Genomic DNA, 14,900 nt, shown 5'->3' with positions numbered 1-14,900 from the left:
AATGCTGTTTGTCAGGGGCAGCGGTCGGTTGGCGGATTTTTTCATTTTGGGGCTTGACTTTTAATAGTTAGTCTCCCGCCCCATTATACCACATTGTCGAGGTTACTCATCATTATTTTTAATGTCAGCTTTCCGATATTCATTGTTGATATTTACAGCTACGGCATTGCTTATATCCACATCCACAATACTGTAAACGTAGCCGTAACTGAAATCTTCCCCCGCCACATTTTTGAAGCGTTTCGATACCTGCCCGATTTCTTCTTGCAGTTCTGACATTTCAAGACATTCATCCGTTATGGTATATGTCAGGCCGTTATATGAAATTTCATCATAGTTTGCGGCGTTCAGCTCATAATACGGCAGAGATTCATTTAACGCCTTATTTTTATCGGCGGTATCGCGGAGCGCACCGCAGACCGATAAGCATATAAGACTTACAAGCACAATTACCACGGCAAACAGGCACTTTTTATTCACTGTTTTTACCTCCCTCCCAACCATGAAACCAAACCAAACTGGCAATCAGCAGACAAACAGTGCAGCATACAGAAATAATCATACCGCTGAAAAAATCGGTTTTTACCTGTGCATACAGTTGGGGGCTATCCCATGCAAGCACAGTGTAATCCATAGCACGAACGCCCCAGGCCCAGGGAATATATTTCCATGTAGCGTCACCAAGCCCTGTTATCATAAGGGCAGCTATTAAACTCCCTGCAATTCCCAATCCCATAGATGCACCTTTTCCGAAGCTCATTCCCACAAACAAATGAATCAGGTAAATGGGAAGCATGGTAATCAACAATAGAATCCCTGCTTTCAGGTAAAGGCTTGCCGGAGCACCCCTATATAGTGCAGCGAATGTTCCTAACGCTAAAAATGTTGCGCCAAAAGCACAGATCATCAGAAAACCAAGTTTACCAATATACGTTGCCGTGCGAGATGGGATTGTTCCCAACAAAAGCTGATAATGCCCGGCCTGATTTTCGATCTGAACAACCAGGCCCACAATAATGCCGATCAGAAACGGGAACGCAACGGCCAGCACTTCCAGATAGGCACTGATTTTGGTTGCCAGTTCCCATCTGGATATATGATAGTAACCCGCAAAAATCGCCGCACATATAATTGGAATCATGCTGTGCATATAGAGCAAAATGCTATGTCTACACTTCTGATATTCTGCTTTCCAGCAGCGAACCACAGATACCATAGTTACCCCACCTCCTTTTTCTCAAACCATCTTGCAGTTAAAAATGACAGCGCCGCAAACCAGGCCAGCGAAATGACCAATACAAGTATAATCATCCAAAATGCCATTGCCGTACTCTGATCTGCAACCGGCTCACCATTAGGCAAAATACCTAACACGGAAATCATAAGATGCGGCACCCAGCTATACGGGCAGATCATCCACAAAGAGGTTGTAGCCGTGAAAAGCCCTAAAACGCTTCCAAGTCCGGCATTAAGAATAACCGTGACAAAGATACCAACTTTTTTTGATAACCATAAGCACAGCGGAACTTCCCATAGGCTTGCAATGACAATACAAGTTGTTCCGGCCGCAGCCTGCCAAATTCCGATTGTCAGGGGAATTTCGTTGATAACTAATATTGCAAAACCGCCCAACAGATTTAGCGCCAGGAAAATAAAATTCCCCACACAGGAGTAAATACCGGCCACTCCAATTTTTGCTTTCCAGACTTTGTTCTGCGAAACAGGCAATGAAGCAACGGCACGATATTTTAGTTTGCCATTATCCCTCTGTTCAATCAAGGCACAGGTGAGCGTAAGGAATCCAGGATAAAGCAGGATATACCACCAATTATAAGAATTGAGCTGGAACCAAAGAGGAGCAAAAAAGTTCATAAGCGCAGTTACAAACGGGGCCAGAACGATCAGCGTTTTTGTGAAAGTTCTCTTATGCTTTAGGTTCTCTGCCTGAATATATGCCATCTCCATTTAATATCCCTCCTTACCATTTCTGCGAATAACATCCATAAAGAGTTGTTCCAAATCTTCACCGGCGCGAAGCTCTCCCTCATATCCAAGGACGCCGCCAGCAATGATACCCACATGATCTACAATCTGCTGGACTTCTGACAGAATATGGCTGGACAAAATAACTGTAATCCCTTTGCAGGGAAAAGAGCGAATTAACTCTCGAAGTTCCTCAATCCCTAAAGGGTCAAGGCCGTTAGTCGGTTCATCCAGAATCAAAAGCTGGGGACTGTTCAGCAATGCAATAGCAATACCAAGCCGCTGCTTCATACCAAGAGAAAACTGCCCGGCCCGTTTCTTGCCGGTATTCGTGAGCTGGACAATTTGCAATACCTCGTTAATTCGTGCATCGTCCAGGCCGAGCAATGTAGTTCTGACTTTGAGATTTTCGTATGCAGTCAGATTTTCGTAAAGCGGGGGCATCTCAATCAAAGCACCGATATGCTCCAGATCATTCCGCTTCCACGGGTGGCCGTCAAACTCGATGCTTCCCGATGTGGGGCGCAAAATGCCGGTGAGCATTTTTAAGATCGTGGATTTGCCAGCCCCATTCGGCCCCAGCAGACCATAAACCGAGTTGCGCCGGATGTTCAGTGACACATTGTTTACCGCCATTTGCCCCTTGAAATTTTTGCAGAGGTCAGTCGTTTTCAAAATCATATCCATATAATCAAGTCCTTTCTTTGGTTCTACGGATAGCATACCGGGCAATTTTGAAGATTTCATAAAGATTCCCGAAAACAGAATATGAACAATACACCGTAACCGTGGAGCATATCGCAACAAAGCACCAACCTACGCATTTAGGGCCTTAAAAAGCCCTATATTTCAAGGTTTTTCCCGCATAGTCGGCGGGGTATGTGAGTGTTTTATCCTAGGATAACAGTGCTTCAGCTCCAACATGATCTGATCGATCTTGTCCTCAATCTCATCGGAATAGACCATGGCATACTCTGAATGATGATCATGTTGATGCTTAAACAGTGCTAAAAAGGTTCTGACATTGAAGCACAGCTCCATGTCAGAACCCATTTATTTCACAAATTATTTTTTGGGGTTACGTCGCCCGCTGTTTTCTGAGCCACGCACTTCCTCATGGTAAAAGTAATCCACAATGACCGGGGCGGATATTGTCAAGGGAAGTAAACGGGTTTCATCTCTAGGCGCCCACCGATTCATCTTGTTTGGTGTTTTGCATCCACCGCACTAGCGCTTCGGCGTCCTGTTTGCCTTTGGCGTACATTTTTTCAAGGCAGGCGCGGTTCTTGGTCAGGGTGGACATTCCCTCGGTGCTGTCCGGGGCGATGATGCAGACAAGGCCCTGTCGCTCCAGCTCCCGCGCCCGCTGGACAGCCGTGTTGTACCGCCATGCCCGGCGGCGCAGCCCCTCGGCTGCAGCGGGGTAATGCGACTGCAGCAGGTGTGCCAGATGCTTGTCCCGGGCATCACTACTCACCAGCCCGATGGGCTTGGTCAGGATGAGAGCCACCCGGTCGCAGCCGTGGGCAAAGGCCCATTCCAGCGGGACGGGGTCGGCCAAGCCGCCATCAAAATAAGGTATGCCGTCGATGACGCAGGGCTGGTCGATGACCGGAATGCAGCAGGACGCCATGAGGATACGGTAGTCGTCCGGGTGGAGGTCTGCCTTTGTGAAATACTGCGCCTCGCCGTTCTGTGCATTAGCGGCCACCACGCAGAGCTCTGCCGGGCTGCGGGCAAGCGCCGAATAATCCAGCGGATTCTCGCCGCCTGCATTGCTGAGGGTGCCGTAGACATAGCCTAGATCGAGATAGGAGTGCTTGCGGATGAGGTTGTGCACGCTCATGTACTCCCTGCGGAAGGAGTATTCATCGTAAAAGGGCTTGTTCCGCCCATGCTGGCCTGCCAGATAGGACGTCATATTGGCGCTGCCCGCCGAAACGCCGATGCAGAGATCGAAGCGGAGGTCCTCCTCCAGACAGCGGTCCAGCACGCCAGCGCCGTAAATGCCCCGCAGGCCGCCACCCACATCGATGACACCGTATTTCATGGTCTGTTCCTCCATCGTTTAATTCCATTTCCCTCCCAGTATAACGGGACGGCGGGAAATACTCATTGAGCAAACGGCGGGATCTGATGCAATTTGCGGCAGAAAGCAGGATCTGCCGCAATGGGGGCAAACAAAAAAGGCCAGCGTATCATGTGCTCTGTGATATGTACCCCTAATACTGGGTGTCCAGTATTAGGGGTACATATCATTGACATTGAGCCAAGTGCCAGTGGGTTGTACCATTTGGCCTTCGGACAACCGCTGCATTCGTATCGTCATTTTGAACCTGCTCCGAAATCGTCATGCCTCGCACGCCTCCCGGAGAGCAGGCAGCAGCTCATCCAGCCGCCCGTCCAGTCCGAAGGACTTCTCTTTGATATTGTCCGCAATATAGATCTCCCCCAGATTGATGGTCACATAAGTGGCGTTTGGCTCGCTGGCCACCAAGCGCATCATCGGAGCCTTGATCAGTTGATTACGCCAGCCAATGCCCAGCTCCAGAACCACCAGTTTCTTCCCGTGGTAGGTTTTCAGAAAGTTTTGGAACCGTGCCTGAGCAGCGGTATCCGGAATCATTCTCTGACCCGCGCCCATGTGGATGTCCATGGGACCTCCGCACTTGGGACAGCGCGGCACCCACTCTGTAGGCACATGGCCGCCCTGTTCGGCAGCGGATAATTTTTCGGCCACCTCTAAACTTGAATAGAGGGTGTCGTGGCAGGGGCGGGCACACTGCATCGTAAACCAGTTGCCCTCGATCTCATAGATTTTCGTCGGATCGAAGCCACACAGTTCAAAGTGACCTTCTCCGTTTGATGTGACGACAAAGCAATCTTTCTCTCCCACAATGGCCTTCAAATCGTTCATCACCGGCGTAGGCTGGTACTGCCCGCAGTAATGATGGATGAGCCGAGCCCAGAAGGCCCACTTTTCCTCCTCGCTGGGCCATCCGGCCATCATGCCCTGCAAAATACAACGTAAGCCGTATTTTTGTTTGAAATCCCCAAACAGTTTTTCAAAGGCCGCATTGTCCGCAAACAAATGCAGTCCCTCGGTGATGGACAGGCCGTTACTGGCCCCGATCAGGATAGCGTCCGCTTCTCTGAATTTTTTCGCAATAGGATTCCAATCAATCATATTCGTTCGCTCCTTTCTATTTTATGGTTGCTGCGATGGATCGCACCTTCCGGAGGGCAGCTAGAGTTTCCGCCAAATCTCCTTGCAGATACAGGCTACGCCCCCGCAGATGCTCTGGCCTATGAGCTGCCTCTCGATTAAGACATGCATAAAAGACGTTTTCGTTTTTGGCAGTAAGTTCCCAGAAGGGCAATTTGATGATGCTGGGCGTCATCTCACCCACGCCAAGTTCCAACAGCAGGACTTTTTTGTCGGACTGATCCATTATCCAGTGTCGCAGGAAGCTATGGTAGCGGTGCAGACTATCCTGCCAGAAGGTTCCCTCCAGGAAGGTATAATCTCTTACCCAGGGCACCAGCACTCGCCCGCAATCCGGGCAACGAGGAACAGCCTCCTCCGGCAGGCGAACACCTACCAAGCAACCAGTCAGTTCCTTCACCAGTTCGCGGTTTTCCCCAATATCATCCCGGCAGGGCTGACTGCATTGGCAGTAGCTAAAGTCTCCCTGAAAGGCGCAAATTTGTTTCTGGGGAAATACTCGAAAAAACTGCTGATCCACATTGGTGGTCAGAACAAAAGCAGGTTTATCCGCAACAAGCGCCTGCAGGTCCAGATAGGGCTGCCCAGTAGGGGCTTCCCACATGAAGCGGATATATTGACTGTAATACCCCCACTGTTCTCCATAGCTGGAAAAGCAATGGTAGAATCCAGCCAGCGGAGAGGTAAAGCCATACTGTTCGCGAAAGGGAGCCAATGCCTCCGAAAGTGCTGGGGACCAATGGTAGTGGTCGTATCCAGCCGCGCTTGACAGGCCGGAGCCGCCTCCGATCACAACAGCATCTGCTTGATCAATACGCTCGGCAAGTTCCTGAAGCGTCGCTTGGTTTGCAACCCTCATCGATCGTTATCTCCGCTGTCCATGGTATCCCGTGCATCCCGTAGCACTTGAGCAATGTCGGCCACAATGGTCATGCCCTTGTCCTCCAACTGCTTGGGCAGGAAGTCATACTTGTTGTTGACAGCAATATACCGAGTATGTGGAAAGCTGAGGGTCATGTTCCAGAAAGGTTCTTGGATAAACATGGGAGTCATTCGACCAACGCCCAGCTCCAGGAACAGAATTTTGCTGTCTTTGTGTTCCAGCACATAGCGAGAAATTTTTTCGTACTGTTCTTCGTATTTCTTTCCTTGCAGAAAATTCCCATATCCTCGCACCCAAGGGAATGCCTCGCCGCCGCAGTGGGGGCACCGGGGAATAAGATCCGTGGGAATCTTCGTGCCATCCCCCATAGCGGCTACCATATCAGCCACCGGCTTTATCGCATCCCAAGTGTCATCGGTACAACAGGCGGCACACTGGAAGAAGCGGTGATCCCCCTGGATTTCTGCCACCTTCTCCTCCGGGTAAAGTTTGACAAACTGGGTATCCTGGTTCGTGGTGAGGATGAAGAAGTCCTTGCCCTTCAGCAAAGCGTCTAAATCCAGATAGGGATGACGCACCGGTGCGGTCTGGGTGGTGTGAAGGAAAGTGGCGAGATACCCCCAATACTCTTCCCTTGTCTTCCAGGGGTGCATCATCCCTGCAAAAGCACCTTTGAAGTGGTACTTCTCGGCAAAAGGGCGGAAGTATTTGCGGTAGGAGTCGTTGTCCTCGTAGTAAAAATCTCCGCCACCGGCAGCGGACAGGCCGGAGGCCCCGCCCACTACCACACAGTCAGCTTCCTTTACCTCCTGTACCAAACGATGGATCTGTTCGCTATACGGCAGCGGCTTTTTGTCAGTCAGCTGATAAGGCGTACCGCCGGAAGCATAGATATGATAGTGCCTGGAATAATTCATCTGGGTCTGCATGACCAGATCATCATAGAAGTTCATTTTTACCATTCCTTTCAAGTGGGTGTTATTTTTATTCTTACTTCAAAACATTTTAGCATCCTCTTGCGCTGCTGTCAATATGTTGTTATAATAAAAATAACATCAAAGTAAAAAAGGAGATCAGACAATGAAATATCCCACCCGCCTTAGCGATGCTGTTCATATTCTGGCTTTTATCGCTCTGTACCCAAACTGCGACCTGACCAGTGACAAGCTGGCAGAGAGCATTCAGACGAATCCTGCCTATGTGCGCCAGCTCATGTCCGCCCTGCGGAAGGGTGGACTGCTGGTCAGCGTGAAGGGACATCCCCGACCTGCTCTGGCTCGTGAGCCGGAGAAAATCACTCTACTGGATGCCTATCGGGCAGTAGAGGGCGACAAGCCACTGCTCCATCAGGACATCCACACCAATCCTGCCTGTGGCGTGGGTGTAAATATCCAACTGGTGCTGCGGGATTTTTACTTGGACATTCAAAAAACAGCGGAACAAAGAATGCAAGAAATCACGCTGAAAGATGTGCTGGAACAATATCACATGAAGTTAGAAGGGATGCTCTTGTAGCGTTTATGACAGATTGATTCTCAGAAACTCTTCCATAAAAAACGGTCAAGAATTTCTGCCCTATATACAAAAAAACCGCCGAGGACACCTCCACAATGGGAAGAGTCCTCGGCGGTATTCGTTTATCAAGTGTGCTGCAGTCTGAGAACGTCCTTCTGTACAGCTTTCTATCCGCATCAACGATATTTTCGGAGGGGCGGTACAAAAATATTCAGATTGATCGGCTTTGCGATAAAGGGATGCTATTTTGCAACAGCCCCAAAATCAGCTTTTTCTTAATTACAGCTGGCCCATAGCATGCTTTGCAGCCAGCATACCAAAGGTGTAGCAACGACCCAGAGACAGACCGGTCTGGTGGAACGGATAGTCTGCACCGCCGTAGAACACACCGCCTACATTGCCCACGCAGTACAGGCCGTCGATGACGTTACCGTCAGTGTCCAGTGCCTGACCGTTGGCGTTGGTGTTCACACCGGCGCAAATGGCAGACACGCGGATGTGCTTGCGGATACCCCAGAAGGGAGCCTTCTCGATCTTGTGCATATAGGTGCTCTTCTTACCAAAGTCCACATCGCTGCCCTTGTCGCACAGCTCGTTGTAGCGGTCGATGGTCTTTTGCAGCTCATCGGCGGGGATACCCAGCAGACCAGCCAGTTCTTCAATGGTATCAGCCTTGTAGGTGTCGATCAGGTTGGCAAAAACACCCTGCGGGTTCTCCACCGCACCGGGGATATACTTCGTCATCACCTGCTCCGGCACCGGGCTGTTGGCGTAGTTCATGTAGTCGCTGTCGTAGATCTGGCAGTACCAGCCCAGAGAGCCGTCCGGGTGGTTTGCGTCCACATTGTCACCGTTGAACTTGGGCAGATACTTGGTGATGTTGCCCATGTAAACAAAGCCGGTATCCTCGTTGCAGAAGCGCTTGCCCTCCATGTTGACATACAGGAAGGGTTCCTCGTACATCAGGCCGGAGTCGAAGTCATGCATCATCTTGGTGTGGCCCAGATTCTCCATCTTGGCGCCGGCGTCAATGGCCATGATGTAACCGTCACCGGTCTTCTGGTACTGCTTCTTGTCGTAGCCGTCGATGTCCGGGCACCAGCGCTTGACCATGGCATCGTTGTTCATGTAATCACCGGTTGCCAGAATGACACCCTTGGAGGCGTTGAACTGGATGTACTTGCCGCTGTCGTCCTTGGCGATAACGCCGGTCACCTTGCCATTCTCATGCACCAGTTTGACAGCAGGGGTATTGAAGAAGGTCTCCAGATTGGAGTTCTTGGCCTGCACATTCTCCAGAACGGCTGCCAGCACGTTGCCCACATTCTGGGGCTTGGGGCCGATCCACGGAGCAAAGAAGTAGCAGTGCTCGCTGCCGAAGTCGTAGGTATCAGTGCGGTCCTTCCACACACCTGTCAGGTCTTGACTGGTGCACATGTAGGCAAAGATTCCCTTCTCGTCATTGTGCAGCAGATCAGAGGGGTTTGCATTGCTGTCCACCTTGCTGCCGTCGCCGTACTCTGTCTCATCGGTCAGACCGGCGCGGTTCAGGTACCACATCAGGGCCTCTTCGGAGTTCTCGACATAAGCGTTCAGGATATCGGTATTGGAGCGCCAGTCGCACAGGCTGTTGGTCATGTGCACCCACATCTTCTTGCCAACCTCGGTGGACTTGGACTTGATGATGGCGGAACCGCAGTTGCCTTGGCTGACCACGACGCTCTGCTTTTGCAGCAATGCCACATGGCCGCCCAGTTCAGCTGCCCAGCCGGCAGCAGGCACACCGGCAGCACCGGCACCCACAACGACCACGTCAAAGTCTTTAGTCTCGTCAGGGGTGATGTCGCCTAGCTCACAGACAGAGGACTCCACTTCCTCGGTGGTCAGTCCTTCGGGCACAACGGTCTCAGCCTTGTTGGCCTCGGTGGGGGCAACGGCCACGCCCTTGGCCTGATTGATGCAGCTCTCGGCAGCCTTTTTGATGGCGTCGGAGGTGATGGTAGCGCCGGAGTGGCCATCCACCTCGCTGGACTGTGCATCCAAGATCTTCTTCACCATCTCATCGGCGATATCGGCACCGTAGCCCTTGGTTTCGTTTGCCACATCGATCTGCACATCGGTAATGGTATCTGCATTGAAGGTCATGGTCACAGTGACAGGCGTTGTGGTGTTGATGCCGGTAGCAGTGGCGCTGTAGGTGCCTGCGGTATAGGTACCGGCAGCAGTGCTGGCAGCGGTGCTGCCAGCAGCTGCGCTGTTGCCGCAGCCGGCCAGCAGGCCTGCGGCAGCTGCACCCAAGGTAGCAGTGCGCAGGAAGTTGCGACGAGAAATCTTTTCGCTCATAATCGTTCTCCTTGCCTTTTCTTTTTTCTTCGTGTGATCCGTGTTTGGCAGCAAAGTCCGCAGACTTTGTTACTTGATAAACAAAGCTTACACGTTAGAGCCGCGCGAAGGTCAAGGGCCATTTTGACAAAAATATCACAAGAATTTGTCTGATATAACAAATTCTCGTGATATTGCAATTTTATGTATATATTTTTGTCCGCGTCAGGTGGTAATTCACGATGCTCCCATCGGGCTGCTCCCGGCTAGCAGCGATGCTGCTGAAGGTCTCGCCCACCGCACGGAACCCGCGCTGCACGATCTCCGCATGCAGGTCGTCCAGCGAGTCCCACCCAAAGGACCCGCGATAATCCTTTTTCCAAATGGTAGTCAGATAGTCTCCGCCGCACACCACCTCCACATGCTTTGTGCGCTTCAGCCCCAGCCTGCGGGCGGCATCGGCCTCAATCATAAGGCCGTAGTCGTACTCGTTGCGTCCCACCCGAAACTGCTCCATCACCCGCCGGGGCAGGCGGCTCACCCAGCGGGTCGCAGGCATACATTCCAGCCATTCAGCCTTTTCCTGCTGCAATTCTTTATCCCGGTCTGCTGCTTCTTCCTGTGAGAAGGTCAGTCGCCACATTTCCGGGAAATTCTGCACCCAGATGCGCCCAGCATTCTGTTCCAGTGTGCGGTACTGCTCCCGCTTGTGTTCCAAAAAACGGATGGCCAGTTCGTCCAGCACCTGCCTGCGCCGCAGCTGGGCGATCTGATGGTTGAACATGGCGTCGCTCTGCTCCACCGTGGGTGCGCCGATCAGCTCTCGGCATTCTTCCAGCGAGAGCTCTGCCGCCCGCAGTTCCCTGCACAGGTTGAACCGCCGGGTATCAGTGACTGTATAGTAACGGTAGCCGGTATCCTCGTTGACCTCGGGGTGAATCAGGCCCATTTTTTCGTAGTAGCGCAAAGTATGGGTTGTGACACCAAGCAGAGATGCCATCTCACTGATGGTATAGCGCATAACAGTAAGCTCCTTTCCGGGCAGCAAAACCTTAGAGCTGCTCGAATGTTATTTTTCTATCCATCCTTATTATATCGTATCCGCGCACCGTTTCAAGTAAAAAAACCTTGCCGTTCTCCGCCGGAAAATACCGGGCAGCAAAAACAGGGCGTTGACTTGGATGCCGTGACCGGCAGAGAGTAGGACTGAGTTTTAACAGAATAAATCCAACATCTTAAACCTGCTGCATAAACAAAAATCCGCCGAGGATGCCTCCCAACTGGGAAAGCTCCTCGGCGGTATTCGTTTAGCGGGTCTGCGTTTTTTCGGTGGTGTCCTTTTCCTCCGCAAAAAATCGTTCCACGTTTTTCTGTGCCCGGACCAGTTCCTGCATCTCGTCCCGTGCTTTGCGATAGTCCGGGTAGGCTGCTTTCTTCTTAGTCAGCAGTTCTGCGAACTCTGCGTCCAACTCCTTGACCTTCGGCAGCTTTTGCAGCCCGGCCTCGTCAAAGGCAGCTTTTGCCGCCTTGTGCAAGGTAATCTCCTCCCGGTGGGCATCCAAAAACTTTTTACTGTACCCTGACTTGCGGTAGGAATCGTAGGCCGAGCGGGTCTTGGCATAGTTGATGATGTGCGTTTTCATTACCGCAATTTCCGTCAACCTCGCTTCTGCTGCCTTGATAGAATTGCCCATGGTATGATAGCGTTCGGTTGCCGCCGCTGCACGTTCCCGCAGTTCCTCGGCACTGCCGATTTTCTGCTCCTGTAAAAACAGCAGCGTTTTGGACATTTCTTTCAGGTTGAACTTGGTCGCCCACTTTTTGTAGCCGACGCTTTTGCCCTCTGCCATTTTTCCCTGAATGTCCACCAGCAACTGGAACGACTGTTCTTTGAGCGGCTGCTTCTGGTGCGGCTGGTGCTTCGCCTTTCCCTCCAGCACCGCCTTGATCTCGTCCTCGCCGTAGCCGGTACCCAGTGTGCGGAAACGGATAAATCGTTTCTGCCCCTTGCCCTTCACTGCCGTATGCTTGCCACGCTTGACCTCATAGCCCTGCTGCTCCAGCTTTTGCAGAAACGCTTCGTAATCCCCCGGTTTTTCTGCAAGGATTGTGTCGATGATTCCGCACAGGCGGTCACGGTTGCTCTCCTTAGGCGGGTAGACGATGCGCTTCTGCCGTTCCCGGTAGGGTTTCTTTTCAATAACAGACAACTGGTGTTCCAGACAAATCAGGTCGCTCAACCGCTGCACTGCCAACGCCGAAAAGAAAAAATCCCGGAACTTTCTAGTGCCATCCAGTGCCATAGAATTGAAGATCACATGGTTGTGGATGTGCTGCCGGTCAGTGTGCGTTGCCACTACAAAGGCGTGCTTGCCCTTGGTAAAGCGCATGGCCAGTTCGTAGCCCACCTTGTTAGCCTCCTCTGCGGTGATTTCTCCGGGTTTGAAGGACTGCCGAATCTGATATGCAATCACGTCATTTTTCTGTCTGCGCCCTGTAACAAGTTCGTACTGCCGCTTGGACAGCATAAATTCTTCATCTACAGTCAAGGGGCTGCATTTATAACTGCTTACAAGCTGCCCCTGCTCCGTTTTATCCGGGTTTTGTGCATAGTCGGTGCGGCTTTTCAAGCAAGCCGCAACAGACTTTCCCTTGTTTTTATGCAGCGCAATCAGCCGTGTTGCTGCCACCTCAAACCACCCCCCATAAAGAAAAAGCCGCCCGAAGGCGGCATATCATTCATCAGGATTGACGAAACAACTTTTCAAAATCAGCGGCCCCGGCCAGATACATTGCCTGATATCGTACGCTTTCCAGCTCATTGCAGATCTCATCCAGCTGAAGATACTGCTTCCATGCTGCTTCGCCCACCATTTTCCGGTGTGCGTCTTCCGCTGCCAGTTTTTTCTGCAGGAGTTCGTGATACCGTGCATTGCTTCCCAATTCATCCCGAAAAAGCGTTGTCTCACGGTCATTGAAATAATCCAGCATTTTATCTTTATCCATCGTTTCCTCCATTACAGTTCCGTAAGCCATTCGCTGAATCGCTCGACGGCTTCCACAATCGCCGTTCCTGCCACGATGAGCAAAAAGCACCCGAACTCTGCCACAAAAAGGATCAGGAACTGTGTCCATTCCCTACAATAAAGAGTATAAAGTCCGCAGCCAAAAATATACAGCATCGGCAGCGCAAGCACAAATGCCGACAGATTCAATGTCAATTTCAGCATCAGCGCAAGGAAAGCCGTAAGCAGCGAAAGCGGAAGAATGACCATCTTAAAAATGAACCTCATATCGAGCACCTGCCTTTCGCCCTTATTATAAAGGTATCTCCGCATCCATTGCAAGGATGTCAATCGATATGTAATCCGCAGCTCCTCTCTGCGGAAAAAAGTTAAAGTTCAGACAGTTTGGAAAGAATCTGTTTTCCGATGCCAATCAGCTCGTCCAGCCGATGCCGCAAATCTTCAATGTCTGCAGCATAAAGCTGATTGCTTTCATTCACACGTTTTGCCACCTGATTCAGATTGTTGCTGCAATTCTGAAGCAGGTACGACATCCGGCGCAGCTGCGGCAGGTCAAGATTCAAGCAGTATCCGTCCAATGCCATTTTGCGGATATACGCACTCAGACTGCGGATGCCCATGCCATACATCTTTTCGTAAATCCGATTCTTTTCGGTTTTTGTGATGCGCAGGATCAGAATCTCGTCCCTCTTTTCTCTCATCGGGCATCACCATCCCGGTCCGAGTAGCTGCGGAACGGCTTGACCGGTTCCTCCTTATCCGACTTTTCGTTCAGGGCGGCCAGCACGGAAGGGCGCGCAGATTCCTCATCCGGCATTTCTTCCATCTCCGGCTCGTGATGTTTTTCGTCCACATCCAGCTGTGCATTCAGTTCAGCCAGCCGTGCAGATTTTTGTGCCAGTTCTTCTTCCTGCGGAAAAGGCTTTTCCACTTCTGCCTGTGCCGCCGTCTGCTGCTGCAGCAGATTCTCCAGTCGGTTTTCTGCATTGGCAATGCGCTCATCAAAACCGGCCAGCAGGTTGTCCAGTCGGGTGATATTGCCGTGCGGGTCGGCACCAAGTGCCACCGGATAAATCGCCTTGCCTTTCAGCACCGCCTGCTGCTCGTTCCGGACCGGCTCATAGCGCACCGAAAGCTCAAAGCCGCGGTACTCGCCCAGCACAACAGGCTCTGTGTCGGGAAGTTCTTTTGCCGCCAGAATCAACCGTTCACCGGCAGTCTTTTTGTCATCGAACATCATGCCCTTGATGGTCATCCCGCAGAAGTTTTCCTTGTCCTGCGGATGGGCCGCAGCCGTTTCCGCATCGGTTTTCAGTGCGGAAATATGCGCTCTCTGCTGCTGAATATCTGCCGGGAACTGCGTCAGCAATTTGTCTTCCAGACGATATTTCTGGCTCTGGTGGTCGGCTTTCAGAACCTTCAGCTTGGCGACCTGAACGTCCAAGTCCATCTTTTCCTTGATGAGCGGGTTTCCGGCACACAATGCCTTGATCTCCGCATAGGAAAGCGCCTGCTCGTCCACATCCTCGCAGGAGCGAACCGGGGATTTGCTGGTCATAATCTGCGAGATAAATCGCTGTTTATTCTCAAGGGTCTGAAACAAGTACGAGTCAAATGTCCCTTCCGTGACGTAATTGAACACCTTGACTTCCTTATTCATATTGCCCTGACGGATGATGCGACCATTGCGCTGGGTCATGTCGCTGGGCTTCCAGCCAACATCCAGATGATGCACCGCCACAAGTCGGGACTGGACGTTGGTGCCCGCTCCCATTTTTGCAGTGCTTCCGAGCAAAACTCGCACATCGCCAGAGCGCACTTTGGAGAACAATGCCGCCTTTTTCGCTTCGGTGTCAGCGTTGTGGATAAACTCGATCTCGTTTTCCGGCACACCGGCAGCGACCAGCTTTTTGCGAATATCATCGTACACGTTAAAGTTGCCGTC

Annotated in this window: 16 protein-coding genes; 1 reads left to right on the top strand and 15 read right to left on the bottom strand. The window is 51.5% G+C overall.

Annotated features, from left to right (window positions below; translation table 11 throughout):
• Positions 1–102: 102 nt before the first annotated feature.
• The 8 genes from WMO20_RS13530 to WMO20_RS13495 all read right to left on the bottom strand — a co-directional run bounded on the left by WMO20_RS13530 (position 103) and on the right by WMO20_RS13495 (position 7,045).
• Positions 103–480: a NisI/SpaI family lantibiotic immunity lipoprotein gene (locus WMO20_RS13530; RefSeq protein ID WP_349187200.1), complete on the bottom strand. Its 378-nt coding sequence runs from the start codon at positions 478–480 to the stop codon at positions 103–105.
• The gene (locus WMO20_RS13525) at positions 473–1,216 is read right to left on the bottom strand and encodes a lantibiotic immunity ABC transporter MutG family permease subunit (RefSeq protein WP_349187198.1); all 744 of its coding nucleotides are present in this window, start codon (positions 1,214–1,216) and stop codon (positions 473–475) included. The genes WMO20_RS13530 and WMO20_RS13525 overlap by 8 nt, the downstream gene beginning before the upstream one ends.
• 2 nt (positions 1,217–1,218) lie before the next feature.
• Complete coding sequence (locus tag WMO20_RS13520; RefSeq protein ID WP_349187197.1) at positions 1,219–1,965, bottom strand: lantibiotic immunity ABC transporter MutE/EpiE family permease subunit; 747 nt, start codon at positions 1,963–1,965, stop codon at positions 1,219–1,221.
• Positions 1,966–2,670, bottom strand: a complete 705-nt coding sequence (locus WMO20_RS13515) for a lantibiotic protection ABC transporter ATP-binding protein (protein WP_173722862.1) — start codon at positions 2,668–2,670, stop codon at positions 1,966–1,968. It lies immediately after the preceding gene.
• Positions 2,671–3,163: 493 nt separating this feature from the next.
• Positions 3,164–4,033, bottom strand: coding sequence for a patatin family protein (locus tag WMO20_RS13510; RefSeq protein WP_349187196.1), 870 nt, complete (start codon positions 4,031–4,033; stop codon positions 3,164–3,166).
• Between the two features lie 300 nt (positions 4,034–4,333).
• Entirely contained in the window at positions 4,334–5,170 is an 837-nt protein-coding gene (locus WMO20_RS13505) for an SIR2 family NAD-dependent protein deacylase (RefSeq protein ID WP_349187195.1), read from the bottom strand.
• Positions 5,171–5,186: 16 nt separating this feature from the next.
• Positions 5,187–6,068 carry an SIR2 family NAD-dependent protein deacylase gene (locus WMO20_RS13500; RefSeq protein ID WP_349187194.1) on the bottom strand — a complete coding sequence of 294 codons (882 nt, stop codon included), beginning with the start codon at positions 6,066–6,068 and terminating at the stop codon, positions 5,187–5,189.
• On the bottom strand, positions 6,065–7,045 hold the full coding sequence (locus WMO20_RS13495) for an SIR2 family NAD-dependent protein deacylase (RefSeq protein WP_349187193.1): 981 nt from the start codon (positions 7,043–7,045) through the stop codon (positions 6,065–6,067). Before WMO20_RS13495 ends, WMO20_RS13500 begins: the two co-directional genes overlap by 4 nt.
• Before the next feature lie 127 nt (positions 7,046–7,172).
• Here WMO20_RS13495 and WMO20_RS13490 point away from each other — a divergent pair, with 127 nt between their 5' ends.
• On the top strand, positions 7,173–7,607 hold the full coding sequence (locus WMO20_RS13490) for an Rrf2 family transcriptional regulator (protein ID WP_349187192.1): 435 nt from the start codon (positions 7,173–7,175) through the stop codon (positions 7,605–7,607).
• A gap of 279 nt (positions 7,608–7,886) precedes the next feature.
• On the opposite strand, the gene WMO20_RS13485 is transcribed toward WMO20_RS13490, so the two are convergent.
• The 7 genes from WMO20_RS13485 to WMO20_RS13455 form a co-directional block, all read right to left on the bottom strand.
• Positions 7,887–9,950, bottom strand: coding sequence for an FAD-binding protein (locus tag WMO20_RS13485; RefSeq protein ID WP_349187190.1), 2,064 nt, complete (start codon positions 9,948–9,950; stop codon positions 7,887–7,889).
• 181 nt (positions 9,951–10,131) lie between these two features.
• Positions 10,132–10,950, bottom strand: coding sequence for a MerR family transcriptional regulator (locus WMO20_RS13480; protein WP_120079433.1), 819 nt, complete (start codon positions 10,948–10,950; stop codon positions 10,132–10,134).
• Between the two features lie 286 nt (positions 10,951–11,236).
• Positions 11,237–12,619 carry a relaxase/mobilization nuclease domain-containing protein gene (locus WMO20_RS13475; protein ID WP_349187189.1) on the bottom strand — a complete coding sequence of 461 codons (1,383 nt, stop codon included), beginning with the start codon at positions 12,617–12,619 and terminating at the stop codon, positions 11,237–11,239.
• Between the two features lie 52 nt (positions 12,620–12,671).
• Positions 12,672–12,935 carry a hypothetical protein gene (locus WMO20_RS13470; protein ID WP_349187188.1) on the bottom strand — a complete coding sequence of 88 codons (264 nt, stop codon included), beginning with the start codon at positions 12,933–12,935 and terminating at the stop codon, positions 12,672–12,674.
• Positions 12,936–12,946: 11 nt separating this feature from the next.
• Positions 12,947–13,222, bottom strand: coding sequence for a hypothetical protein (locus WMO20_RS13465; protein WP_349187187.1), 276 nt, complete (start codon positions 13,220–13,222; stop codon positions 12,947–12,949).
• A gap of 101 nt (positions 13,223–13,323) precedes the next feature.
• Entirely contained in the window at positions 13,324–13,656 is a 333-nt protein-coding gene (locus WMO20_RS13460; protein ID WP_118657517.1) for a plasmid mobilization protein, read from the bottom strand.
• Positions 13,653–14,900 (bottom strand): helicase-related protein (locus WMO20_RS13455; protein WP_349187185.1); only part of this gene is annotated, 1,248 nt, incomplete at its 5' end. The genes WMO20_RS13460 and WMO20_RS13455, both read right to left, overlap by 4 nt.

The sequence above is a fragment of the Faecalibacterium intestinale genome (assembly GCF_040096575.1).
Lineage (GTDB): Bacteria > Bacillota > Clostridia > Oscillospirales > Ruminococcaceae > Faecalibacterium > Faecalibacterium intestinale.
This window is presented reverse-complemented; position numbering and strand designations above follow the sequence as displayed.